The 23764-nt window shown below is 66.0% G+C and carries 29 protein-coding genes; 23 read left to right on the plus strand and 6 right to left on the minus strand.

Annotation, left to right across the window (positions count from 1 at the left end):
* Positions 1-204: 204 nt before the first annotated feature.
* Genes ACFK0J_RS05150 through ACFK0J_RS05160 form a run of 3 tightly spaced genes read left to right on the plus strand, consistent with a single transcriptional unit; the run spans position 205 to position 2875 of the window.
* Positions 205-1188, plus strand: a complete 984-nt coding sequence (locus ACFK0J_RS05150; protein ID WP_378737045.1) for an ATP-binding cassette domain-containing protein — start codon at positions 205-207, stop codon at positions 1186-1188.
* Positions 1185-2009 (plus strand): ABC transporter permease, encoded by an 825-nt coding sequence (locus tag ACFK0J_RS05155; protein ID WP_378737047.1) that lies wholly within the window; start codon positions 1185-1187, stop codon positions 2007-2009. Before ACFK0J_RS05150 ends, ACFK0J_RS05155 begins: the two co-directional genes overlap by 4 nt.
* The gene (locus ACFK0J_RS05160; RefSeq protein WP_378737049.1) at positions 2006-2875 is read left to right on the plus strand and encodes an ABC transporter permease; all 870 of its coding nucleotides are present in this window, start codon (positions 2006-2008) and stop codon (positions 2873-2875) included. The genes ACFK0J_RS05155 and ACFK0J_RS05160 overlap by 4 nt, the downstream gene beginning before the upstream one ends.
* On the opposite strand, the gene ACFK0J_RS05165 is transcribed toward ACFK0J_RS05160, so the two are convergent.
* Positions 2845-4035, minus strand: a complete 1191-nt coding sequence (locus tag ACFK0J_RS05165) for a lycopene cyclase family protein (RefSeq protein WP_378737051.1) — start codon at positions 4033-4035, stop codon at positions 2845-2847. The two genes, ACFK0J_RS05160 and ACFK0J_RS05165, sit on opposite strands and share 31 nt — an antisense overlap.
* 233 nt (positions 4036-4268) lie before the next feature.
* Between ACFK0J_RS05165 and ACFK0J_RS05170 the strand changes: the two genes are divergently transcribed.
* On the plus strand, positions 4269-5276 hold the full coding sequence (locus ACFK0J_RS05170) for an alpha/beta hydrolase (RefSeq protein ID WP_378737053.1): 1008 nt from the start codon (positions 4269-4271) through the stop codon (positions 5274-5276).
* Position 5277: 1 nt separating this feature from the next.
* Complete coding sequence (locus tag ACFK0J_RS05175; protein WP_378737055.1) at positions 5278-6213, plus strand: esterase/lipase family protein; 936 nt, start codon at positions 5278-5280, stop codon at positions 6211-6213.
* Between the two features lie 12 nt (positions 6214-6225).
* Here the strand turns inward: ACFK0J_RS05175 and ACFK0J_RS05180 are convergent, their stop codons facing one another.
* Positions 6226-6702, minus strand: coding sequence for a hotdog fold domain-containing protein (locus ACFK0J_RS05180; protein WP_218473659.1), 477 nt, complete (start codon positions 6700-6702; stop codon positions 6226-6228).
* Positions 6703-6888: 186 nt separating this feature from the next.
* Between ACFK0J_RS05180 and ACFK0J_RS05185 the strand changes: the two genes are divergently transcribed.
* From ACFK0J_RS05185 to ACFK0J_RS05260, 16 genes are all read left to right on the plus strand, one after another.
* On the plus strand, positions 6889-7299 hold the full coding sequence (locus tag ACFK0J_RS05185; RefSeq protein ID WP_378737057.1) for a hypothetical protein: 411 nt from the start codon (positions 6889-6891) through the stop codon (positions 7297-7299).
* Positions 7300-7841: 542 nt separating this feature from the next.
* A complete protein-coding gene (gene rpsJ, locus ACFK0J_RS05190; RefSeq protein ID WP_003938093.1) occupies positions 7842-8147 on the plus strand; it encodes a 30S ribosomal protein S10 in 306 nt (101 codons plus the stop codon).
* 14 nt (positions 8148-8161) lie between these two features.
* On the plus strand, positions 8162-8827 hold the full coding sequence (gene rplC / locus ACFK0J_RS05195) for a 50S ribosomal protein L3 (protein ID WP_040731331.1): 666 nt from the start codon (positions 8162-8164) through the stop codon (positions 8825-8827).
* Positions 8824-9498, plus strand: a complete 675-nt coding sequence (gene rplD, locus ACFK0J_RS05200; RefSeq protein ID WP_378737059.1) for a 50S ribosomal protein L4 — start codon at positions 8824-8826, stop codon at positions 9496-9498. Before rplC ends, rplD begins: the two co-directional genes overlap by 4 nt.
* The gene (gene rplW / locus ACFK0J_RS05205) at positions 9495-9800 is read left to right on the plus strand and encodes a 50S ribosomal protein L23 (RefSeq protein WP_167460767.1); all 306 of its coding nucleotides are present in this window, start codon (positions 9495-9497) and stop codon (positions 9798-9800) included. Before rplD ends, rplW begins: the two co-directional genes overlap by 4 nt.
* A 33-nt stretch (positions 9801-9833) precedes the next feature.
* The gene (gene rplB / locus ACFK0J_RS05210; RefSeq protein ID WP_107654113.1) at positions 9834-10673 is read left to right on the plus strand and encodes a 50S ribosomal protein L2; all 840 of its coding nucleotides are present in this window, start codon (positions 9834-9836) and stop codon (positions 10671-10673) included.
* A 15-nt stretch (positions 10674-10688) separates the two neighbouring features.
* Entirely contained in the window at positions 10689-10970 is a 282-nt protein-coding gene (gene rpsS, locus ACFK0J_RS05215; protein ID WP_019045020.1) for a 30S ribosomal protein S19, read from the plus strand.
* Positions 10967-11368, plus strand: a complete 402-nt coding sequence (gene rplV / locus ACFK0J_RS05220; protein WP_107654115.1) for a 50S ribosomal protein L22 — start codon at positions 10967-10969, stop codon at positions 11366-11368. The genes rpsS and rplV overlap by 4 nt, the downstream gene beginning before the upstream one ends.
* The gene (rpsC, locus tag ACFK0J_RS05225) at positions 11369-12172 is read left to right on the plus strand and encodes a 30S ribosomal protein S3 (protein WP_218473665.1); all 804 of its coding nucleotides are present in this window, start codon (positions 11369-11371) and stop codon (positions 12170-12172) included. It abuts the gene before it with no gap.
* A 3-nt stretch (positions 12173-12175) separates the two neighbouring features.
* Positions 12176-12592, plus strand: a complete 417-nt coding sequence (rplP, locus tag ACFK0J_RS05230) for a 50S ribosomal protein L16 (RefSeq protein WP_025347180.1) — start codon at positions 12176-12178, stop codon at positions 12590-12592.
* On the plus strand, positions 12592-12831 hold the full coding sequence (gene rpmC, locus ACFK0J_RS05235) for a 50S ribosomal protein L29 (RefSeq protein WP_014981663.1): 240 nt from the start codon (positions 12592-12594) through the stop codon (positions 12829-12831). The genes rplP and rpmC overlap by 1 nt, the downstream gene beginning before the upstream one ends.
* Positions 12828-13100, plus strand: coding sequence for a 30S ribosomal protein S17 (gene rpsQ / locus ACFK0J_RS05240; RefSeq protein WP_218473667.1), 273 nt, complete (start codon positions 12828-12830; stop codon positions 13098-13100). Before rpmC ends, rpsQ begins: the two co-directional genes overlap by 4 nt.
* A gap of 117 nt (positions 13101-13217) precedes the next feature.
* A complete protein-coding gene (locus tag ACFK0J_RS05245) occupies positions 13218-13478 on the plus strand; it encodes a DUF6364 family protein (protein WP_218473669.1) in 261 nt (86 codons plus the stop codon).
* Positions 13475-13909 (plus strand): PIN domain-containing protein, encoded by a 435-nt coding sequence (locus tag ACFK0J_RS05250; protein WP_378737063.1) that lies wholly within the window; start codon positions 13475-13477, stop codon positions 13907-13909. Before ACFK0J_RS05245 ends, ACFK0J_RS05250 begins: the two co-directional genes overlap by 4 nt.
* 97 nt (positions 13910-14006) lie before the next feature.
* The gene (locus ACFK0J_RS05255; protein ID WP_378737064.1) at positions 14007-14807 is read left to right on the plus strand and encodes a phosphatase; all 801 of its coding nucleotides are present in this window, start codon (positions 14007-14009) and stop codon (positions 14805-14807) included.
* A gap of 21 nt (positions 14808-14828) precedes the next feature.
* Entirely contained in the window at positions 14829-15689 is an 861-nt protein-coding gene (locus ACFK0J_RS05260) for a hypothetical protein (protein ID WP_378737066.1), read from the plus strand.
* 293 nt (positions 15690-15982) lie between these two features.
* Here the strand turns inward: ACFK0J_RS05260 and ACFK0J_RS05265 are convergent, their stop codons facing one another.
* Positions 15983-16312: a DUF6247 family protein gene (locus ACFK0J_RS05265; RefSeq protein WP_378737068.1), complete on the minus strand. Its 330-nt coding sequence runs from the start codon at positions 16310-16312 to the stop codon at positions 15983-15985.
* Between the two features lie 279 nt (positions 16313-16591).
* On the opposite strand from ACFK0J_RS05265, the gene ACFK0J_RS05270 reads away from it, so the two are divergent.
* Together ACFK0J_RS05270 and ACFK0J_RS05275 are read left to right on the plus strand one after the other, a co-directional pair.
* The gene (locus ACFK0J_RS05270; protein WP_378737070.1) at positions 16592-17044 is read left to right on the plus strand and encodes an EXLDI protein; all 453 of its coding nucleotides are present in this window, start codon (positions 16592-16594) and stop codon (positions 17042-17044) included.
* Positions 17045-17078: 34 nt separating this feature from the next.
* Entirely contained in the window at positions 17079-19298 is a 2220-nt protein-coding gene (locus ACFK0J_RS05275; protein WP_378737072.1) for an MMPL family transporter, read from the plus strand.
* A gap of 63 nt (positions 19299-19361) precedes the next feature.
* Here the strand turns inward: ACFK0J_RS05275 and ACFK0J_RS05280 are convergent, their stop codons facing one another.
* The 3 genes from ACFK0J_RS05280 to ACFK0J_RS05290 all read right to left on the minus strand — a co-directional run bounded on the left by ACFK0J_RS05280 (position 19362) and on the right by ACFK0J_RS05290 (position 23728).
* Positions 19362-21716: a hypothetical protein gene (locus ACFK0J_RS05280; RefSeq protein ID WP_378737074.1), complete on the minus strand. Its 2355-nt coding sequence runs from the start codon at positions 21714-21716 to the stop codon at positions 19362-19364.
* A gap of 272 nt (positions 21717-21988) precedes the next feature.
* Entirely contained in the window at positions 21989-22732 is a 744-nt protein-coding gene (locus tag ACFK0J_RS05285) for a CPBP family intramembrane glutamic endopeptidase (protein ID WP_378737076.1), read from the minus strand.
* A gap of 66 nt (positions 22733-22798) precedes the next feature.
* On the minus strand, positions 22799-23728 hold the full coding sequence (locus tag ACFK0J_RS05290) for an RluA family pseudouridine synthase (protein WP_378737078.1): 930 nt from the start codon (positions 23726-23728) through the stop codon (positions 22799-22801).
* Positions 23729-23764: the final 36 nt, after the last annotated feature.

Raw genomic sequence — 23764 nt, forward strand, 5'->3', positions numbered from 1 at the left:
GATCTGCGTCGCGCCGGACGGATATCGGCAACTGTGAGTAAGGACACAATTAACGCGCGCTCCCGTTGGGTACCGTGCGGGCGACCCGGTGCGAACCCTGCATACCGGTAACATCGCGCCAAGCGCTACGGATCACCTATGGGGACGTATACGCGCGCGCTCCGGCGGCCCCGAGTCGTCGCAATTGCCGATAGTGGAGAGTTGATGCCGAGCTTGAACCAAGCAGATCTGCGTGCGAGTGAGCCAGCGGTCCGGGTGACGGATGTTCGCAAGTCGTTCGGCGATGTGCACGCACTGCAGGGGGTCAGCTTCGACGCCGCCCGCGCCAGCGTCCTCGGCATCCTCGGCCCGAACGGTGCGGGCAAGACGACGATGGTGAAGATCCTGTCGACGCTGCTGCGCCCGGATTCGGGCACCGCCGTGGTCGCCGGGCACGACGTGCTGAAGGACGCGGCGGGGGTGCGCCGGTCGATCATGATGACCGGTCAGTACGCCGCGCTCGACGAGAACCTCTCCGGCCGGGAGAACCTGGAATTGTTCGGTCGCCTGATGGGCCTGAGCAAGTCCGCCGCCCGCAAGCGCGCCGACACCCTGCTCGAGGAATTCGATCTGGTCAGCGCGGGCCGTCGCGCGGTGCGCCACTATTCGGGTGGCATGCGCCGCCGGGTCGACATCGCCTGCGGTCTGGTGGTGCGTCCCGAGGTGGTGTTCCTCGACGAGCCGACCACCGGCCTCGATCCGCGCAGCCGGCAGGGCGTCTGGGATCTGGTGAACGCGCTGAAGGCGCAAGGCATCACGGTGCTGCTCACCACGCAGTACCTCGAGGAAGCCGACGTACTCAGCGACAACATCATCGTCATCGACAAGGGCACGGTGATCGCCGAGGGCACCGCCGACGAGCTCAAGGAGAAGACCGGCGGCAGCTACTGCGAGGTGGTCCCGCTCGACCCGACCCAACTGCGCTCGACCGCCGCCGCGCTCGGCGACCTGGTACCGGCAGCGGTGCTCGCCGACATCGACGGCGGCGATCGCCTCTCGATCCCGGCGCCGGAGGGCGCGGCCACGCTGACCGAGGCGCTGCGCCGCCTCGACACCGCGGGCATCGAGCTGGCCGACATCGCCCTGCGCAGGCCCTCGCTCGACGACGTGTTCCTGTCCATTACCGGTCGGTCGGGTGGAAACGCGTGAGTGCTCCTACTGTCCCGACCCGGGCCGCCGACGCGGCCGCGTTGTTCGCGGACCTACCCAAGGCCCGGCTGTCCTCGTTCGCCCAGTGGCGGGCGCTGTCCGGCCGCATCGTCCGGACCATGGCCACCAAGGGTGAGCTGATCGTCGCGGTCGTGACCCCGCTGGTGTTCACCGTCGGGTTCTACCTACCGCTGCGCTACGTCATGAAGTTCCAGGGCGTCGACTACGCCCAGTACGTCATGCCGATCATCGTGTTGCAGACGATGGCCTTCACCATGATGTCCAACGCGCAGTTGGCCGCGTTCGAGGCGCTGACCGGGCTGAGTACCCGAATGCAGACCATGCCGATCGGCATGCTGGTTCCGTTGTCCGCGCGGGTCGCGGCCGGGCTGGTTCGCTCGGTCACCTCATTGGTCGCGGCGCTGCTGTTCGGATATGTGATCGGCTTCCGTTTCGTCGCGGGTTTCGGCCAGGCCGCGCTGTTCTGCGTTTTCGCCTTGGCGGTCGGTACCACGCTCGCGCTCGGCGCGGACGCGCTCGGCAGCCTGACCAAGAGCCCGGAATCGCTGAGTCAGGCGCTGACCCTGCCCACACTCATCTTCGGCATGCTCTCCTGTGGCTTCGTCCCGGAACGCAGCTTTCCGGAGTGGATTCGCGGGTTCGTGCGCAATCAGCCGGTCTCGCAGTTCTCGTTCGCGCTGCGTGACATGGCCGCGGGCGGGGTGAGCTGGCAAGTGTTGTGGGTGCCGCTGGTCTGGGTGATCGGGCTCGCGCTCGTCTTCACCCCGCTGGCGATCTGGGCGAGCGCGAGGCGGTCATGAGTTCTGCGGAGGCCACCATGGCTCGGGTCGACGAGACCGAAAACATCTCGTGGAAAACGCCGTTGCCCGAAGTGGCGGCGAAGCCGGAGAACTCGCTGAGCCTTTGGGTCACGCACAGCCTGATCCAGTGCAAGCGGCTGCTGCTGGTGTGGGCGCGCGATCCCGCGACGACGATCCAGACGCTGGTGTATCCGGCGTTGACGCTGGTGATGTTCCGGATCGTGCTCGGTAATTCGATCACCGCGTACACCGGTCAGCCCAGCATCTACGCGCAGGTTCCGTTGCTCGCGCTGGTCGCCGCCATGTCCGGTGCGGTCGTGAGCGCGCTGGGGTTCAAGGGCGAGAAGATGACCGGCCTGCTCGGCCGGTTCTGGACCATGCCGATTCACCGAGCAGCCGGGCTGACCGGGCGTCTGCTGGCCGAGGCGGTCCGGGTGCTGATCACGACCCTGTTCGTCGTCGCGGTCGGGATGTTGCTGGGTTTCCGCTTCCTCGAAGGGCCGCTCGCCGGGATCGCGTTGATCGCGATTCCCGTGTTGTTCGGGGTCGCCTTCGCCGTGCTCGTCACCGCACTGGCCACCATCACCGACGGCGTGATGCTGGTGAACGTCATCGGCATCATCAACACGCTGCTGATGTTCTTCAATACCGGCTTCGCACCTGTCTTCGCCTATCCGTCCTGGCTACGGACCACGATTCAGAACCAGCCGATGAGCTGTGCGATCGACGCGATGCGTGGGTTGTCCTACGGCGGACCGGTCGGGGAGCCGCTGATGAAGACCCTGCTGTGGGCGATCGGGCTGATCATCGTGTTCGCCTACCCGGCCGTGCGCGGCTATCGCCGGGCGGCCGAGACCGGCGCCTGATCGAAGTCGTAGTCCAGCCAGCGATTGCGGTGGGTCCAGCCGACCAAGTCGTAGCGCCAGTGGAACGGCCAGGTGTGCGCGACGGTGTTGAACAGAACCGCGCCGAGAGCGGTGTAGTCGTCGTGTGCGGACAGTAGTGCCCGCTGGCCGCGCGGGGAGGCGTTGAAGAACGCGTCGAACATGGCGATGGACTGTTCGGTGGTCAGGCGGCCCAGACCCCATAGGCCGCGCATCCGCATCCAGTACACCAACCTGGCGCGGCGCGGCCACAGTTCGGCGATCGGGTCGCGGCCCTGCCGCAAGGCGATGATCGCGGTGTCGACCAGCGCCAGCGAATCGGCGACGCTGTAGCCGGTGCATGGGTGCATCATGCCGCCGCGCGAGCCGAACGGAACAGCTTGGGCCACGCCCTTTTTCGGCGGCGGCTGGTCCAGCGGATAGTGCGCGGCTTCGGTGGGCTCGGTACCGGTGAGCCTGATGCCGTGTGCGGCAAGACGATTCAGTGTGCGCCTGCGTAGTTCCTGCTGCGGCATACCGCCGCGCAGGCCGAGACTGGTTTCCTCGAAGATCACCGTGCCGTCACCGAGCGGCACCGAGTAGAGGAATGACGGCGGCTCGTCGGGACCCGCCCCGTTCTCCGGCCGCCAGTCCAGCAGCAATCCTTCGCCCTCGGCGACCATGGGCGCGGCCGTCTCGGCGGCGACGAAGATGCCGTGTGCGCTGGCGGCCCTGCGCCGACCGAGGGTGGGCAGGCCGCGGGTATCGAAAACGGTGGCCGCGGTGATCGTTGTGCCGTCGGCGAGTTCGACCACGTGTGCGTCGACCCGGGTGGCGCGTCCGGTGAGCACGGTGGCGTCGTCGAGCGCAAGTGCCTCGCGCAGCCCGGATTTGGACAGCACGCAGTAGGGGCGATCGATGCGGAGTTCGGACTTGGTCCAGACGGTGGGTGTCGGAATCGTGGTGGCGATCGCACTCGGCGGCAACCAATCCGGCAACTCGTCGACCCAGCAGGAGTAGGTGGGCGGCCACAGCCGGTCCGGCCGCGGATCGATGGCGGTGACGCTGAACCCGGCCCGCATCGCGCGATGCGCCAGCGCCCGGCCGGTCGGGCCGAGACCGACCACGCATACGTCGACGTCTCGGACCGCGCTGACACCCATAAGGGCATTCAATCCGCTGCGGCCGGGCCGACGCAACTATCTCGGTGCTCGGAGCCCCCGAAATTCGGGTCTCGCGACAAGGCAAACAAAGTGAAAGCAAGCACTTCGAGAATTGCGTTCTGCCGTGCCCCCAGAATCGGTGGCCCAGCAACTTCAGTGATGAAAATGCGTGGCCACGCACTTAGTGTTGGCGCCGAGCGCGGGTGGTTTCCGTGTTCGGGAGAAGGGGAATCATGAGAGGCTACCACCCCCGCTGGCTTGGTGTGCTCGCGGTCACAATTGGAGCAGCTGCTGTTATAGCGGTGATGCCCGCACCGGCGCACGGGGCGCCCGCGGAATCATCAATTGTCGCGGTGCAAGAACACGATGCGCGAAAGCTCACTTTGACCATTCATTCCGCCGCGATGGACCGCGATATCCAGGTGGAAACGCAGCGGGCGGCCGACACCGGTGTGCCGCGGCCGGTGCTCTACCTGTTGCAGGGTGCGGGCGGCGGCGAGGACGGCGTCACCTGGGAGACGGAAACAGATGCGTTCCAGTTTCTGTCGACCAAGAACGTGCACGTGGTTTCCCCGATCGGTGGCATGTTCAGTTACTACGCCGACTGGGTCAACGACGATCCCCGGCTCGGCCGTCAGCAGTGGAAGACCTTCCTGACCCGCGAATTACCGCCGCTCATCGACAAATACTTCGCGACCAACGGACGCAATGCCATCGCGGGCTTCTCGATGGCGGGCACCAGCACGCTGGCGCTCGCCGCGACCACCGGCGACCTCTACGCCAGCGTCGCCGCCTACAGCGGGTGCGCGCAGATCAGCGACCCGGTCGGCCAGGAGTTCGTCCGGCTCACCGTGGAAACCTGGGGCTGGGCGAACATGGCGAACATGTACGGCGCGCCCGACGATCCGCGCTGGGCGGCCAATGATCCGTATGTACAGGCCGAAGGATTGCGCGGCAAATCCATTTATATTTCCAGCGGCGGCGGGCTGCCCGGGAAACACGACGTATTGAACGGCAAGTATTCCCTGCCCGGCGTAGACGGAATTGCGGCCCAGCTCATCAAAGGCGGCGCCATCGAGGCGGCCACCAACTATTGCTCGCGCAATATGCGGACCCGTCTGAATACATTGGGCATTCCGGCAACCTATGACATCAATGCGGACGGCACCCATTCCTGGGGATATTGGGAAGAGGCGCTGAAGAACTCGTGGCCCGCCCTGTCCGCTCCGTTGGGAATTTGAGATGTGGATTCGGAAACAGGCCGCGAAAATCGCCGGCCTGCTCCTCGCCGCCGCCTGCGCGGCCGTGCTGCACCCGGCTGCCGCGGTCGCCGCACCGCCCACCCCGGTGCTGGCGGGTGCCAACGACTGGGCCTGCCGCCCGTCGCCGGCGCGGCCGGAGCCGGTGGTGCTCGTGCACGGCTCCGGCACCGACGCGGTCAGCAGCTTCGCCCTGCTCGCGCCGTTGCTGCGGTCCGAAGGTCACTGTGTGTACGCGGCGAATCTCGGCTCCGCGCCCGGACTGCGTGATGTCGTAAGCGGCCAAGCCGGTTCCAGCACAACAGGTATCGGCCCGGTCGGGGCCGCGTTGCTCGGTCGCGTGGTCTACGGCGTAGCCGATATCGATCGGATGGCGAGCGAGCTGAGCGATGTGGTGCAGTCCGTGCGGGCCGCTACCGGGGCTCGCCAGGTCGCGCTCGTCGGTCACTCCACCGGCGGCACGGTGATCCGCCAATACGTGCGGACGCACGGCGCCGATACGGTGGCTCAGGTGGTCACGCTCGGCACCCCGTATCGGGGCTCTACCTGGGCCGGACTGCGCGAGAACTACCCGGATCTGGCCTCGCTCGGCCTGGGCAACGCGCAGATCGCCGCCCAGGTCTTCGGAACTCCGGGTCAGCAGCAGGTGGTTGGGTCACCGTTGCTGAACCGGCTGAACGCGGGAGGCGAGACCGTGCCCGGCATCCGGTACACGGCCCTCGCCTCCCGCGCCGACGAGATCATCACTCCGCAGGAGACCGCGCTGCTCGCGTCGCCGACCGGCGAGAACCGCAACATCTGGCTGCAAGACGGCTGCCCCACCGACACCGCCGATCACAGTGGCCTGCTCGCCGATACCCGAGCGGCCGCCGCGGTACTCGGCGCACTGGCCAACGACAATCGTCCCCTGCCCTGCTGAGCGGCGGCCCGGCTACTTCGGGGTGACCCAGGTGGTGATGTCGGCGTGTACGACCTCGAGGCCGTGCTTGTCGTAGATCGAGACCGGCACGATCAGGTTCTGGCCCTCGGTGATCGCCGCGAAGTCCGGAATCTCCGGCAGCTTCGCGACGGCCCGCAGGCCGGTCTCGGCCTTGGCCAGGTACTGCACGTTCATCGCCTTCGGGATCCAGCGGTGCGTCGCGGGCACGGTGGCCTCGCTCAGCATGCCCATCGCCACCTCGGCCAGGTTGCAGGCCGCGATGGCGTGGAAGGTGCCGAGGTGGTTGTGGATGCCGAACCACTTCGGCGAGGTCACCTCGCACAGCCCCGGTTCGAGCCGCACGACGTTCGGCAGCACCGTGCCGAAGTACGGCACCCGCGCGACCATGCCCAGCGAGAACAGCGTGTGGCCGAGCCGATTGTCCGGCAGCTTCTTCCAGCCGCGGTAGGTCGCGGTCTCTTTCGTCATGAGCCGTATCTTACTCAAAAGTAAGTTCACGTCGAGGTTGCCCGCGGGCGCGGCCGAAAACATGCTGGTTGGTCGGCCTGCCGATGTCGGCCCGAATTGCTACCTTGACGGGGCGGGCCGAGGGATGGCGTCGCTGGGGGCCAACACCATTTCGGTTGGCGCGTAGGGGAACTGGAGTTCTGCATCATGAGTATTCGTACTGCCGTCGTTGCGTTGGGCATCGCACTCGGCGGCGCCGCATTCGCGGTATCGGCGGGGGCCGGTCAAGCCGCCGCCATCACTCCGGTCGTCGCTCCGCAGGACGGCATCTACTTCGGCGTTGTGCTGGATCACGGCGAAACGGTCGCGCTGCAGCACAGTCCACTGGTCGGCATGCTGAATGGCCCGCTGACCAACGAGGGCATCTTCTACCTCGACGAAAAATCCGTATATAACGGCGGCGAAGAGTTCGACGGTGTCGTGTACAACGACTACCTCGAGTTCTCCGGCGTCACCGCCGAGGCGGCCGCCTCGCGCAGCGGATGGATCGCGATTGCCCTGGTCGATCCGGCCAGCTTTGCCGGATCGCCGTACGCGATTCGCCAGGTACTGGACTGAGCTCCGACTGGTCCTGCCCGGTTTCGCCGGAGCGGGACCAGCTGATTTACCGAGCGGCGGCGGCCGTGACGGCTCCTCGGAATCGTCACACCGCCGCCGTTGCTGTCTCCGCCGCCATGCCGATGACCTGGGCGGAGCCGCTCGTGGGGGGCGGATTTGAAGTCGATGGACGCGTCGGGCATACTGTTCGGGTTGCCTTGCACCGGGCCGTGCCTGTTTCCGAGTGAGACGGGATGGCTAGGCGAGGCGAGTAGTACCAATCGTGTACCTCACGGGGTCAACCGGTGTGGGTACGTCCGGGACAGTGTTCCAGGCCTGAGATGAAGTTGGATCCAGTGCCGAGGAATGAGCGGATGGGCGACACGCCCGACCGCGTGGACCGGAGAACCATGACAGATGAACAGCGGCGAGGACCGAGCATGCGTGCGCGGTCGCGGTCTCACGTGAGACGTCTTCGTGTGTTCGGGCTGTGCAAATTGAGGGTGGTACGGAAGCCAGCTTCCGGATCACGAAGGTAATAAGCGGAGAAAAGGACACTTAGCGTGGCGGGACAGAAGATCCGCATCAGGCTCAAGGCCTACGACCACGAGGCGATCGACGCGTCAGCGCGCAAGATCGTCGAGACGGTGACCCGCACTGGGGCCCGTGTCGTCGGGCCGGTGCCGTTGCCGACCGAAAAGAACGTGTACTGCGTCATCCGTTCGCCGCACAAGTACAAGGACTCGCGCGAGCACTTCGAGATGCGTACGCACAAGCGGCTTATCGACATCCTCGACCCGACGCCGAAGACGGTCGACGCGCTGATGCGCATCGACCTGCCGGCCAGCGTCGACGTCAACATTCAGTGACGGGGACTCGAGACATGACTGACAACAAGAACAGGCCTGCGGCCGGCATCCTGGGCACCAAGCTCGGTATGACCCAGGTGTTCGACGAGAAGAACCGCGTCGTTCCCGTGACCGTCATCAAGGCCGGACCGAACGTTATTACCCAGATCCGCACCGTGGAGCGCGACGGCTACAGCGCCGTACAGGTCGCTTTCGGCGCCATCGACCCGCGCAAGGTGAACAAGCCGGTCTCCGGTCAGTTCGCCAAGGCCGGTGTCACGCCGCGCCGCCACGTCGCCGAGATCCGCGTCGCCGACGCGTCCACCTTCGAGGTCGGCCAGGAGATCAACGCCGACGTCTTCGAAGAGGGCACCTACGTCGACGTCACCGGTACCAGCAAGGGCAAGGGCTTCGCCGGCACCATGAAGCGGCACGGCTTCGCCGGTCAGGGCGCCTCGCACGGTGCGCAGGCCGTGCACCGTCGCCCAGGTTCCATCGGTGGCTGTGCCACCCCCGGCCGCGTGTTCAAGGGCATGCGCATGTCGGGCCGGATGGGCAACGACCGCGTCACCACGCAGAACCTGTCGGTGCACAAGGTCGACGCCGAAAACGGCCTGCTGCTGATCAAGGGAGCGATCCCGGGTCGTCGCGGCAATGTCGTGATCGTCAAGAGCGCAGTGAAGGGTGGTGCGCACGCATGACCAGCCTCGAAAAGAAGGCCAACCTGACCCTGCCGGTCAAGGAATTGGGCGGCAAGACCAATGGCACCGTCGAGCTCCCCGCGGAGATCTTCGACGTGACCGCGAACATCTCGCTGATGCACCAGGTGGTCATCGCGCAGCTGGCCGCGGCCCGCCAGGGCACGCACTCCACCAAGACCCGCGGTGAAGTCCGCGGTGGTGGCAAGAAGCCGTACCGGCAGAAGGGCACCGGCCGCGCCCGTCAGGGCTCGACCCGCGCGCCCCAGTTCACCGGTGGTGGCGTCGTGCACGGCCCGCAGCCGCGGGACTACAGCCAGCGCACCCCCAAGAAGATGATCCGCGCCGCGCTGCGTGGAGCTCTTTCGGACCGGGCGCGTAACGAGCGCATCCACGTGATCTCCGAACTGGTTGCCGGGCAGGACCCGTCGACCAAGACGGCCAAGAGCTTCCTCGCGGAGCTGTCGGACCGCAAGAAGTTCCTCCTCGTCCTCGGACGTGAGGACATCGCGGCCTGGAAGAGCGTGCAGAACCTCGAGTTCGTGCACCCGATCGCGCCGGACCAGCTCAACACCTATGACGTGCTGGAAAGCGACGAGGTCGTGTTCAGCGTGGAGGCGCTCAACGCCTTCGTGCACGGCCCCGCCGAGGCTGCACAGGAGGAGAGCAAGTGACCACCATCGCCGACCCCCGCGACATCCTGCTGGCGCCGGTCATCTCCGAGAAGTCCTACGGACTGATCGAGGAGGGCACCTACACCTTCCTGGTGCACCCGGACTCCAACAAGACGCAGATCAAGATCGCCGTCGAGAAGGTCTTCGGTGTCACGGTCACCAGCGTCAACACCGCCAACCGTCAGGGCAAGCGCAAGCGGACCCGCTTCGGTTACGGCAAGCGCAAGGACACCAAGCGCGCGCTCGTGACCATCTCGGCCGACAGCAAGCCCATCGAGATCTTCGGAGGCCCGGTCGCGTAAGCGTCTGGGACTCCAGAAAGAAGAGAAGAACTCATGGCAATTCGTAAGTACAAGCCGACAACCCCGGGTCGCCGCGGGTCGTCCGTTTCGGACTTCGCTGAGATCACTCGGTCGACCCCCGAGAAGTCGCTCATCCGTCCGCTGCACAGCAAGGGTGGCCGTAATGCGCATGGTCGCATCACCACCCGGCACCGCGGTGGCGGCCACAAGCGTGCCTACCGTCTGATCGACTTCCGTCGGCTGGACAAGGACGGCATCCCGGCCAAGGTCGCGCACATCGAGTACGACCCGAACCGCACCGCGAACATCGCGCTGCTGCACTTCGTGGACGGCGAGAAGCGCTACATCATCGCGCCCAAGGGCATCGCGCAGGGCACCCCGATCGAGTCCGGCCCCACGGCCGACATCAAGCCGGGTAACAACCTGCCGCTGCGCAACATCCCGACCGGTACCACCATCCATGCGGTGGAGCTGCGTCCGGGCGGCGGCGCGAAGATGGCTCGTTCGGCCGGATCCAGCATCCAGCTGCTCGGTAAGGAAGGCTCCTACGCCACGCTGCGTATGCCCTCCGGCGAAATCCGTCGCGTCGACGTGCGCTGCCGCGCCACCGTCGGCGAGGTCGGCAACGCCGAGCAGTCGAACATCAACTGGGGCAAGGCCGGCCGGATGCGCTGGAAGGGCCGTCGCCCCACCGTCCGTGGTGTCGTGATGAACCCGGTCGACCACCCGCACGGTGGTGGTGAAGGCAAGACTTCCGGTGGTCGCCACCCGGTCTCGCCGTGGGGTCAGCCGGAAGGCCGCACCCGCAAGCCCAACCGCCCGAGCGACAAGCTCATCGTCCGCCGCCGCAAGTCCGGCAAGAACAAGCGCTGAAGGAGGAGGTAAGAAATGCCACGCAGCCTCAAGAAAGGCCCGTTCGTCGACGACCACCTCCTCGCGAAGGTGGACGTGCAGAACGAAAAGGGCACGAAGCAGGTCATCAAGACCTGGTCGCGTCGTTCGACCATCATCCCCGATTTCATCGGCCACACCTTCGCCGTCCATGACGGTCGCAAGCACGTGCCGGTGTTCGTCTCGGACAACATGGTCGGGCACAAGCTCGGTGAGTTCGCGCCGACCAGGACGTTCAAGAGCCACGTCAAGGACGACCGGAAGAGCAAGCGGCGATGACGACTGATACTCAGAATCCGACTGCGCGCGCGACGGCCAAGCACGTTCGCGTGACCCCGATGAAGGCTCGTCGTGTCGTGGACCTGGTCCGCGGCAAGCGAGTCGAGGATGCCCTGGCGATCCTGAAGTTCGCGCCGCAAGCCGCGAGCGAGCCAGTTGCCAAGGTCGTGGCCAGTGCCGCGGCGAACGCCGAGAACAACCTCGGCCTGAACCCGGCCACCCTGGTCATCTCGACGGCCTACGTCGACGAGGGTGCGACCATGAAGCGGTTCCAGCCGCGCGCCCAGGGCCGTGCGTTCCGCATCCGCAAGCGCACCAGCCACATCACCATCGAGGTCGAGAGCATCCCCACCGCCGGTGGAGCAACTCGCAACCGCCGGAAGGGAGGGGCAAAGTAAATGGGACAGAAAATCAATCCCCATGGCTTCCGCCTCGGTATCACCACCGACTGGAAGTCGCGTTGGTACGCGGACAAGCAGTACGCGGACTACGTCAAGGAAGATGTCGCTATCCGTAAGCTCCTCGCCACCGGCATGGAGCGGGCGGGCATCTCCAAGGTGGAGATCGAGCGGACGCGGGATCGCGTCCGTGTCGATATCCACACCGCTCGTCCGGGCATCGTCATCGGCCGCCGTGGCGCCGAGGCCGATCGCATCCGTGCCGAGCTGGAGAAGCTCACCAAGAAGCAGGTGCAGCTGAACATCCTCGAGGTCAAGAACCCCGAGTCGGATGCGCAGCTCGTTGCTCAGGCCGTGGCCGAGCAGCTGTCGAACCGCGTGGCGTTCCGTCGTGCGATGCGTAAGGCCATCCAGTCGGCCATGCGTTCGCCGAACGTCAAGGGCATCCGTGTGCAGTGCTCGGGCCGCCTCGGTGGCGCCGAAATGTCGCGCTCGGAGTTCTACCGCGAGGGTCGGGTCCCGCTGCACACGCTGCGGGCCGACATCGACTACGGCCTCTACGAGGCCAAGACCACCTTCGGTCGCATCGGCGTGAAGGTCTGGATCTACAAGGGCGACATCGTCGGTGGCAAGCGTGAGCTGGCCGCCGTGAGCGCTCCGGCAGGCGATCGTGATCGCCCGCGCCGCGAGCGTCCGTCTCGCCCGCGTCGGTCCGGTTCCGCCGGCACCACGGCGACCAGCACCGAGGCCGGGCGCGCCGCCACCGCGGTGGTGGACGCTCCGGCAGAGACACAGGAGGGCTGACGCATGCTGATGCCTCGCAAGGTGAAGCACCGCAAGCAGCATCACCCGGGTCGTTCCGGCATGGCGAAGGGCGGCACCTCGGTGGCGTTCGGCGAGTTCGGCATCCAGGCACTGGAGCCGGCCTACGTCACCAACCGGCAGATCGAGTCGGCGCGTATCGCGATGACCCGCCACATCAAGCGTGGCGGCAAGATCTGGATCAACATCTACCCGGATCGCCCGCTCACCAAGAAGCCTGCCGAAACCCGCATGGGTTCCGGTAAGGGTTCGCCCGAGTGGTGGATCGCGAACGTCAAGCCCGGACGGGTGATGTTCGAGATGAGTTACCCCAATGAGGAGATCGCTCGTGAGGCCCTGCGCCGCGCGATGCACAAGCTCCCGATGAAGTGCAGGATCGTGACCAGGGAGGAGCAGTTCTGATGGCTACTGAAACACCGGCCGCAGAGCTCCGCGAGCTCACCGAAGAAGAGTTGGTGCAGAAGCTGCGCGACTCCAAGGAAGAGCTGTTCAACCTGCGCTTCCAGATGGCGACGGGTCAGCTGGACAACAACCGTCGGCTGCGCGTGGTTCGTCACGAGATCGCGCGCATCTACACGGTCATGCGCGAGCGCGAGCTCGGTCTGGCCACCGGACCCGCTGACAAGGGAGATGCGGCATGAGCGAGAAAGTGGAAGAGCAGCGCGCCAGCCGCAAGGTACGCACCGGCTACGTTGTCTCGGACAAAATGACCAAGACGATTGTCGTCGAGCTGGAAGACCGTAACCGGCACAAGCTCTACGGCAAGATCATTCGCACCACCTCCAAGGTGAAGGCGCATGACGAGAACGAGATCGCCGGCATCGGCGACCGCGTCCAGCTGATGGAGACCCGACCGCTGTCGGCGACCAAGCGCTGGCGTCTGGTCGAGGTGCTGGAGAAGGCCAAGTAGGTCTTTCCGGTCTGAATGTCGAAGGCCCGCTTCCCATTTGGGAGGCGGGCCTTTGTCGTTTCGTGGACGCTGGCGAGATCCACGTTAATTCCTGTGGTCCACGTGATATACTGTGGCATGACCAAGAGGAACTTGACGCTCCAGCTGGACGAAGAGCTGATCACCGAGGCCAAGGTGATCGCGGCCAGGCAGGGGACGTCGCTCAGCGCGTTGTTGGCGCAGCAAGTGCGCGAACTCGTCACCGATACCGCCCGCTATGAGGCGGCGAGACACCAGGCATTGCAAGCGATGGCGATGGCGGCGGAGCGGACAGGTGAGGGCCCCGTCGAATGGCGGCGCGAAGACCTCTACGACCGATGGGAGAGTCGGAGCCGGTGAGCGCAGAACGGGTCTTCGTAGACACCAACGTCCTCCTCTATGCCTATGAGGCAGGCATCGATCGTCGAAGCGTGATTGCTCGTGAAGTTCTCGCGGGCTTATGGGACCAGAAGGTCGGTGTGCTGAGCACACAGGTCCTGCAGGAGTTCTATAGCGTCGCCACGCGCAAGTTCACACCGCGGTTGACGGCGACCGAAGCTCGCCGCATCGTTGCGGTGTACAGCGAATGGTGCGCCATCGACATGGATCCACTGGTAGTCGTAAACGCCTCATTCCTCCAGGAGGCACACAAAGTGTCCTGGTGGGATGCGTTGATCATCGAGGCCGCAGCCCAGTCCGGCGCGAAATACCTTCTGTCCGAAGACCTTCAGCATGGCCGCAACTTCGCTGGACTCGAGGTCCGAAACCCGTTCCGCGATCGAGCGGAGTAAACAGACGATTCTTGTAGTGTCATGTTGACGGCGAACGAACACTGCGTCGGTGCACCTGGCCTCGGCGGCAGCGCCGGGCGACGCGGAGGTGGGATTCATGACGCAGCCATATGACCGGGCGCTGTTGCGTAAGCATTTGCTGCAAACCAGGATCGCGGGGGACGTCGCGACGCCGCGCGAAGGGAACCTGGCGCACTATCGCCGGATGGTCGCGAAGGATCCCGACTATCAATTCGGGCTGGCACTGAAGGCTTGGACGTTCGACGAGACGCTGGAGATGATGGCGCGGCTGTGTGGGGTCAATCCCGACCCGCGGTATCGGCAAGGCTCCGACACCATCGACCCCGAATTGACCATCGACGCGCTCGACGCGATGGGGGACAGGATCGGCCGTGCGGCCCGTGAACAGGAAACGGTGATCCTGGCGACCGGACACCCGGGACCGCTCATGGGTGTCTATCGAGCCGTCGAAGATGCTTTGCGTGCCGCCGGATGTGCGGTGCTCACCCCCGCCGCCGGATGGTCGTACCAGGTCCGCACGGATAGTGGGCCGAGGATGCGCGAAATCGCCTACACCTCAGGCGTTGCCGCGCTCCGCGCCGACGGCAGGCTGAAGCACACTCACGACCCGCACCCCATGCAGGCCATGCTGGCGGAACTACGCGACAGCCCCAACCCCTGGCCCGACCTGGTCATCGCCGACCACGGCTGGGCCGGTGCCGCAGGCGAAGCAGGCATCGACACCGTCGGCTTCGCCGACTCCAACGACCCAGCCCTGTTCGCCGGCCACGACGAAGGCAAAATCGCCGTCACCGTCCCCCTCGACGACGGGGTCTTCCCCGAATACTACGAACCCCTCACCGACTACCTACTGAATCGCGCCGCCCTCACCGCCTGACCCGCCCACGGGAGCAAGGGGATGCGGTCACCAGCCGGACCGCACGGCGGCTGCGGCGGGCATCGGCGGCAGGCGTGGAAGTCGAAGGCGCACTTCGACTATGTTCCGCTGCTGGTCCTCGCCGCGGTCGCCGGACGCTTCGACGTCCCGATCTTCACCGTGGTCCGGCAAGCGGTGATCGCGGCGACCACAGAGGAGAACCGGCAACCGGCGCTCGCGCTGGAAGCGGTGTCGGTCGAGATGGCGTTCATGGTCGGGCCGATCCTCGGCGTCGCCGCCGCCAGCCTCTGGTCACCACGATCGTATTGCTCTGCGTGCAATGGACGTTGGTACTCGCCCGCGGGCCACCCGGCAGCCCCCGCCGTACCGCGTCGCGCCTGGTTCGGCATCGAATTCGTCGCTCTCTGCGTCGGCGCGAGCGCGGCCATCTCGCTCCTCGCCGCCTCCGAACTGACCTTCGTCTCCGCCGTGCGCGAGTTCGGCGCACAACAATGGCTCGGCGTCGTGCTCGCCGCCCTCGGCGCCGTCACCATCCCGATGGCCTTCGCCGTCGGCCCGATCTCCCTCGCCATCACCGGCCTCCTCGCCGGAATCTTCTGCGCCCCAACAATTACCGCCTCCATCGACCAAATGAGCCGGATCGTCCCCGAAGGCGGCCGCGGCGAAGCCATCGGCTGGCACAGCGCCGCCCTCACCCTCGGCAACGGCATCAGCAGCTCCATGGCAGGCATAGCCATCGACGCAGGCGGCTTCGCCGCAGGTTTCACCGCCGCCGCAACCCTAGGCCTCACCCTCGGCCTGGCCCTGCTCGTCGGCATCCGCGAACGCCGCCGCCTCGCCATCGAGAAGGAAAGAGTGGAAGTCGGCCAGGCCATAGGCTGAAACCTTTGGCCGCTCGACTACTCGCTTCCTGCCACCTAGTCGCCGATCCACTGGACTATCGGCACGTGGACTTCTCGGCGCTCATCAACGACGAGATAGGTCACCAGTCCTTCGTGGTTCCGGCCGAATGGCATTGTTCGTACCGGTGCGTCCGGCTTCGCCCTGTTGATGGAGTCACCGCTCCAAGGACTGACTTCGAGAACGACTCGCAGCTCCGCAAACGGCGCTAGCGCAGTTGCGGAAAGTGCGTCGATTTGCTGATGAACGTCCGGGTCGATCTGGACGCGGTACACCTACATACCGGCCTTGGCTCGAGTGACCTCGAGCGGTTCATCCTCTGGAATCTCTTCGCCGGTAAGTATTTTCGCTGCTTTGCGAACGACCTGCCGGTAGCTTTTCCGGTCGTTTTGCAGGAGCGCGATGCGTCGCCAGTGTTCGAGAGTGCCGAACAACTCCGTGAGATCGAGGCGTTCGCGTGCATGGGTGAGCGCCCGCTCGTACTCGGCATCGAACTCGGCACGGTCGGTGGGCAGCAGCGCCGAGCGAATGTCCTGCGGCGATGCGCCGGGGCGCAGCGGGTGCTCGCCGCTCGGCCGCTCGTCGTAGGCATACGCGCCGGTCATGTTCTCCACGATAGTCGCTCTGGTTTCAACCACAGAGCTCATTCGTCGTCGGCTGGCCGCAGGATGGGGCCACTCGGAGGTCGCAAGAAGGTCCGGTTCCCGACAGCGCTTGCGTTATACGTATACATCTACTTATAGTGGCTCCGGACGGGGTGCTGGGAACGGCGCACCGGGTCAGTGGACAACTGAAGATCTACTCGGGGCGACGGGAACGAATGAGGGGTTCCGTCGCTGTAGATCTATGCGCGTATGCGCATTCACGTATTGATGGGAGTCATCATGGGTAGCGAAGCGGGGCAGACGGTGGATGCCGGTGCGGCGGTTGTGGATCTCGAGAAGGGGGATTCCGGGGAGTTCGACGAGGTGGTGGTGAAGTTGGGGCCGGGGGGTGCGCGGGTGCAGCGGTTTGCCGGGCGGCTGTTGGGGGAGTCGCCGCAGGTCACCAAGGCGGGGATCGAGGTGGTCCGGGTCTATTCGAGCCGGAAGGGCAAGTATGTGGTGCATCGGCGGACGGCGGAGTGGACCGACTTCTCGGTGATGGCCGACTGGGTCAAGGAATTGAAGAAGAAGAACTGGCGCAATGTGCTCGAACTCGACGAATTGAGCTGGGGTGATTCCACACTGGAAGTGGTGGATTCGGACGAGGAATTGCGGGATCGGGTTCCGGCCAAGATCTACCGCACGCTCGTCGACGTGACCGAGCAGCCGCCCATCGAGGATCTCGACATCTGAGCCGCGGCTCGGATACCGAAAGGAACTGTCCCCCATGTTTGCTCGCCTCGGGCGCGTGGTCGTGCACCATCCGTGGAAGGTGATCGGCCTGTGGCTGCTCATCATCGTCGGAGTGGTCGCCGCGGCGCCAGAACTCAAATCGACCACCGACCAATCCGAATTCCTGCCTTCGCATTACGAGTCCATCCAGGCACTCGATATGCAGCAGAAGGCCTTTCCACAAAGCGCCGCGCCCGCGGCGATCATCGTCTTCGCCCGTGCCGACGGCGGCCAGTTGAGTGCCGGGGATTCCGCCGCGATAGCCGCGATCGGCTCGAAGCTCACCGCCGCGAACATCAAGGATGTGACGGCATTACAGCCGATCCCGCCCTCGGAGAACCGGCTCATCCAGATCATCGCCGTGCAGATGACGAAGGTGACCAGTGCGGGCGACATGACGCAGGGCGACGCGGTCAAGGCACTGCGTGACGCATTGAAGGAACAGGTGCAGGGCACCGACCTGAAGGCGGGCATCACCGGCCAGGCCGCGCAGATGCTGGATCAGGTGGAGTCGAGCGAGAAGGGCATGGCCATCATCGGCGCCGCCACGATCATCTTGATTCTGGTGCTGTTGCTGATCATCTTCCGTAGCCCGGTGATCGCGTTGCTGCCGATCGTCGTCATCGGCGCGATCTCCAGCGTCGTCGGCGGCCTGATCGCCATGGTGGCCAAGGCTTTCGACCTCCAGGTGGACAGTTCGGTGAACTCCATCCTGCTGGTCGTGCTGTTCGGCGTCGGCACCGACTACATCCTGTTCCTGATGTTCCGCTACCGGGAACGGTTGCGCGCCGGGGACGAGCCGAAGACCGCGATGGTGAATGCCGTCGCCCGGGTCGGTGAGGCGATCACCTCCGCGGCCGGCGCGGTGATCATCGCGTTCATGGCGCTGACGTTGTCCACCCTCGGCATGTTCCGTGCGCTCGGGCCCGCACTGGCGATCGCCGTCGCCGTGGCGCTGCTCGCGGGCCTCACGCTGGTGCCCGCCGTGGTATCGCTGTTGGGTACCAAGGTGTTCTGGCCGTCGAAGGCATGGCAGGCCGAGCCGAAGGGGGCCCGGTTCACCGCGATGGGCGCCGCGCTCGGGCGGCGACCGGGCGCGTTCGCCGCGGTGTCGGGTGGTGTGCTCGTCGCACTGGGCATCTTCGCGTTCGGATTCCATCCGACCTTCGACCTGACCGGCGGATCGACCTCGGACACCTCCGAATCCGTCGTCTACAACAAGGAATTGCTCAAGGGCATGCCCGCGGGCGCCACCCAGCCGTCGGATGTGCTCCTTCGATCGGACAGTGGCGCGCTGACCAGCGACCAGCTCACCGCCTACCGGTCCGCGCTGGCCCAGGTGCCGGGGGTCGGCCAGGTGGCGGAACCGCTGTTGTCCGAAGACAAGGCGACCGCCAACTTCCAAGTGACGCTTGCCGCCGCACCCGAGTCGGATGCCGCGATCGAGACGGTCCGCAGTCCGCTGCGGGACGCGGCGCACGCCGCGGCACCGGCCGGGACAACCGCGGCCGTCGGCGGTATGACGGCCGTCTTCGTCGACTTCCAGGATGCGATGAACCACGACTACGCCATCGTGTTCCCGGTGGCGGCGATCCTGATCATGATCGTGCTGGCCCTGCTGCTGCGCAGCCTGGTCGCGCCGTGGTACCTGATGGCCTCGGTGTTCCTCGGGTTCGCCGCCACGCTCGGTGCCGCGGTGCTGGTGTTCCAGCACATGCAGGGCAATTCCGGCTTGATCTTCACCCTGCCGGTGATCATGTACCTGTTCGTGGTCGCGCTCGGCACGGACTACAACATCCTGATGGTCGCGCGGTTGCGGGAGGAGGCTCGCGAGGGCCGCGACCCGAGGCAGGCGGCGGCGCTCGGTCTGCAGCACACCGGTCCGACGATCGCGGCGGCGGGCTTGATCCTCGCCGGAACGTTCGCTTCGATGATGTTGGCGGGCAACAACGTTCTCTCACAGATGGGCTTTGCCATCTCGGTCGGCATCGGTATCGCCGCCTTCGTGATGGCGATGTTCTTTACTCCGGCGCTGACGGCGCTGCTCGGGCATCGGGCGTGGTGGCCGGGGCACGGGGATCGGAAGTCCGATAGGTCGTTCGAGTCGGACGGGTCCGGCGGACCAGGGTCCTCTTACGCATCCGGCGACGACCGCACGCTTGCCGCACCCAGTAGCGGAAGCGGTTGGTCGAATACCGGTGAACGACGCAAGTAAGTAAACGACAAGGGCTGTCCTCCGATCACATCGGAGGACAGCCCTTGTTATTGCTCGCGAACGTCAGCCGGAGATCGCGTACGGCCTGCCGACCTTGAGGGCCGCTTCGAGAGCGCGGGCGACGGCGGCGCGGGGGACACCGACCTCGTTGGCGATGCCGGGTGTCGGCCAGGACTCGTCGGCGAGGAGCAGAATCTCCGCGAGCTGTTCGACGGTGAGATTCGACAGCCGCCGACGGGCGATTTCGTGTGCGAGAGCGGAGATTTCGTTGTCCTCGTCGAGCTCGTCCTCGTCGAGTTCGGCGTCCGAGCCGTCCGGTTCGACCTCCGCATCGACGGTGGCGCGGACGACAGCACTGGCCATCCCAGTGCGCACAGGCGGACGCGGCGGCTCGACCGCCTCATCGAAGACGAGTTGTTCGATATCGGCATCGGTGACGGTGGGGGCGGCCGACTTTCGGCGGCTGGTGGTGGGGCGAGAAACGGTCTCGCCCGAAATCGCTTGGGCGACTGTGTCGGCGATCGTCGCGGCGGCCTTACGAATGGGGTCACCAGGGTGAGGCTCTTCTGAGTCGTCGCCGAGGGGCGCGTCCGTGGTGGCCTCGGGGGCGGCGGTCTTGCCGGTGCCGGAATCAGCGGGTTCGCGCGGCGCATCATTAATCGGAAACAACGGCATGGCATGTCCATTGGGCGTGCCATGCCCATTGGTCGACACGACTCGACCCTCGACGGCATGGCCGTTGGTGTGCGCGGTGTCCCCATTGGTGGGTGTGGTGCGGTTGACCGATGTGGCCGACTGGCCGTTCACCGGCGCGGTCCGGCCGCTGTCGGTGACGGCGTGACCGTTCGTCACCGCGTGGCCGTTGGTTGTCGAGCGGTGACTGTTGTCGCGGGAGGTGGGATTCGACGCGGCGGTGTCGGATTCCGGCGCGTCCGGGCGAGGACTTGCCGAGTCGGGTTGGGCGGCGGAGCCGGTGGTCGATGAGGCGTTCTCGGTTGGCCAGGCGGAGTGCGAGCCGCGCGGCTCGGCGGGCAGCGGGTAGCCGTTGACGGCCGAGAACGGTGCCACGACCTGACCATTGGTGCGGGACTCCATGTCGACGGCCGGTTGCTCGTCCGCAGTACGGCGATGATTGTCGACCGGAACGCCTTGCACGGCATGACCATTCGACGAGGGCTTATGAGCCGCACGGCCGTTGGGCGATGGAGCGTTGTGAATGGCTTGTCCGTTGGTCGACGGAGCGTTGTGCACGGCAGGCTCATCGACCGAGTTGGTCAGCGAGTGAGCAGCGTCGGTCGAGAACGACCGCACCGTATGCCCGTTGGTTACTGGTGCGGCGGGCTCCATCGGGTCGAGCGGACCGGTGTGGGGCAGCGGGTGCGCAGCGTCGGTCGAGAACGACCGCACCACATGCCCATTGGTTGCCGGTGCGGCGGGCTCCTTCGGGTCGAGCGGACGAGTGTGCGGCATGTCCGAGAGCCCGCCCGCACTTCCGGCGACCCCACCGTTCTCGGCAACCGCGCCACCCAACCGACTGGCGTTTGACGCCTCATACGGGTCGACTCCACTGAGCAACCATCGGTGCTCGTCCGGTGCATCGACGGCGAGCCCAACGCGCGGGTCCTCGCTGATTCGACGCCGAACCATCGTCGCCTCGCGATCCACCACCGGGGCGCCGTCGATCAGCAACGCATAACGCGCCGAAACCCACGCGTGCAACCAGATGACCACCCCGACCATGACGGGTGCGATCGCGTATTCCGTGGCACGTCCGAAGGAACCCGACGCTAGATGCGGCCCCGCATTCAGTGCGACGGTGGTCCCGAGCAGCGCGACCTCGAAGAACACCACCTTGCCGCGCGGAAGTTCGCGACCCCAGCGGGCCGCGGTGGTCGCGGCGACCATGATGGTGATGATCGGAATCGAGATCATCGCCTCGATCCCGTAGCTCAACCAGTACAGCGGGTCGGACATGTCTCCGCTCGGCACCAGGTTGTGCTGCACATTCACCCCGGCCCACACCATGCCGAGCACAACCACCGCGATCAGCGCTCGGGACGACCACTCCGCGCGCCGATACAGCTGCGCCAGCCGGGCGTCCTCGCTCGACACCCGCCGGCGCGCGGCCAGTGCCCGGCGATGCCAGCGCGCGTCCGCCTCGTCGGCTCGGCGAATGCTCTTCGCACTGCGCCGGTCTCGCTTTTCGGCGGCCAGTTCCGCTTGGATCGCCCGGCGCCGCTGTTTCCGTCGCTGTGCCCGAACCCATTCCGCGAGTTCACGTTCCGCGGCGATCTCGCCCTCGGACAACACCTCGAACAGCGCGGAGTCGTGCTGCAGCGGCAATTTCCCGCGTGCCGTCTCCACTTGCTGCGCCAACGCGGCGATCTCGGAACTACCGGTCGATTGTTCGTCGCGCATCGCGAGCCTTCCCGGAGCAGATCGTCAGCAGACCTACTTGCTCGAACGTATGTGTGATCGCAATGAGGCTAAACCGACCACCGGCCAAGGTCAATGCCGACGCTCGAAAACCAGTGCGAATATCTCAGGCGTTCTTGTGACACGCCGATTTGAGCAACACGCCGTCCGAGCTGATCCAGAACGCGGCGTAATACGGCGGCGGATATTGCGGGAATTCCCGTGGGCTGTGCACTATTTCAGCCCCCTGCGCGTAAGCCCGACCGACCGCCGACTCAAGTCAGAGTCGTATGCCAAACGATGGCGGCGGCCAGCGCACCCGCGCCGTTGACCGACCAGTGCAGCGCGATCGGGGCGAGCAGGCTGCCGCTGCGGCGGCGCAGCCAGGTGAAGACGACGCCCGCCGCCGCCGTGGCCAGCACAGCGAGCAGGACGCCGATGACCTGGCCGGCCAGGCCGCCACCGACGAAGCCCGCGAGGCCGCGGTTGCTGCTGGTCAGGCCGAGCGAGGAGGCGACGTGCCAGAGCCCGAACAGCAGTGATCCCGCGAAGAAGACACCACGAACGCCATAGACCCGATCGAGCGTGCCGTGCAGCACGCCGCGGAACGCCAGTTCCTCGGGAATCACGGTCTGTAGCGGGATCACGATCATCGACGCGATCAGCGCACCGGAGATGGTGGCATAGCGATCGGCCAGGAAAAACGGGCGGGTGATCGGCAGTGCCGCGCCGATGGCGACGGCCGCGATCACAATGCCGACGGCGCCCAGCGCGTAGAGCGTGCCGCGCCGCCAGTGCCGGGGCGAGAGGCCGAGCTCGTGCCAGTGCAGCCCGCGGCGGCGCATCAGCGCCAGCAGCACGACGGCGGCCACGGGCACGGTCACGATGCTGGCCCACGCGGTGGTGAAGTGGGCGATCAGATTGGTGCCTGCCAAGACAACGACAACCACGGCCACGTCGACATAAGCATGCAATTTATGGCGGTGCGGAGCCGCTTCCGCGAGGTCCTGTGCGAGCATCCCGCCCAGTGTACGGACGGGGGGCACGGCTGCTACACGATCGTTCATTTGCCAGCGGCCTACCCGTCAGCCGACCCACCCAGCCGGATCCGTCCAGGCTTGCAGCTTGCGGGTGGTATCGAAGCGGCGCGGTTCGCCATTGATCGGATCGGTGAACTCGAGCGACGCGGCGAGCAGTTGCAGCGGACGGGTGAAATCGTCGACCGGCTTATCGGTGAGTACCGGATAGAAGTCGTCGCCGAGAATGGGGATGCCGAGACTGTTCATGTGCAACCGCAGCTGATGGGTCCGACCGGTCAGCGGGCGCAACCGATACCGGCCCAGCCCGTCGCGATGTTCCAGCAGCTCGATCGACGTCTCCGCATTGGGCTCGCCCTCGACCTCCTGCGCTGCCAGCACGTGCTTCTCTTTGATGATCCGGCTGCGCACGACGCGCGGCAGCGTCAGCCCGGGATCGAACGGCGCGATCGCCTCGTATTCCTTACGAACTACGCGCCTGTGGAACATCGTCTGATACGCCCCGCGTCGCGCCGGGTTGATGATGAAGAGCACCAGCCCCGCCGTCGCCCGGTCCAGCCGATGCGCCGGAATCAGCTCCGGCAGCTCCAGTTCCCGGCGCAGCCGTACCAGCGCGGTCTGCAGGATGTGCTGGCCACGCGGGATGGTCGCGAGGAAGTGCGGCTTGTCCACGACCAGGAGATCGTCGTCGCGATGGACGATGGTGATGTCGAACGGCACCGGCGTTTCGACGGGCAGATCGCGGTGGAACCACACCGCGCCGCCTGGCACGTACGGCGCGTCCGGCGCGACCGGGCCGTCCAGATCGACGATCCCGCCGTCGCGCAGCAGCTCGTCGATGCGCGCCGGGTCGACCCTCGGCAGCCGCTCGACCAGATGGTCGCGAATCGTCCCCCAGTCGCCGTCCTCCGGCAGCCGGAGCCGGGTTGGGTCCAGGCCGTGCCGCTTCGGCAACGGCGATTTTTGCCGCCTTCTCATCGGCATCGACCCTAGTCGTCGGCTATTTCGCCGGGC

Source organism: Nocardia brasiliensis (genome assembly GCF_042691675.1).
GTDB classification, from domain to species: domain Bacteria; phylum Actinomycetota; class Actinomycetes; order Mycobacteriales; family Mycobacteriaceae; genus Nocardia; species Nocardia brasiliensis_D.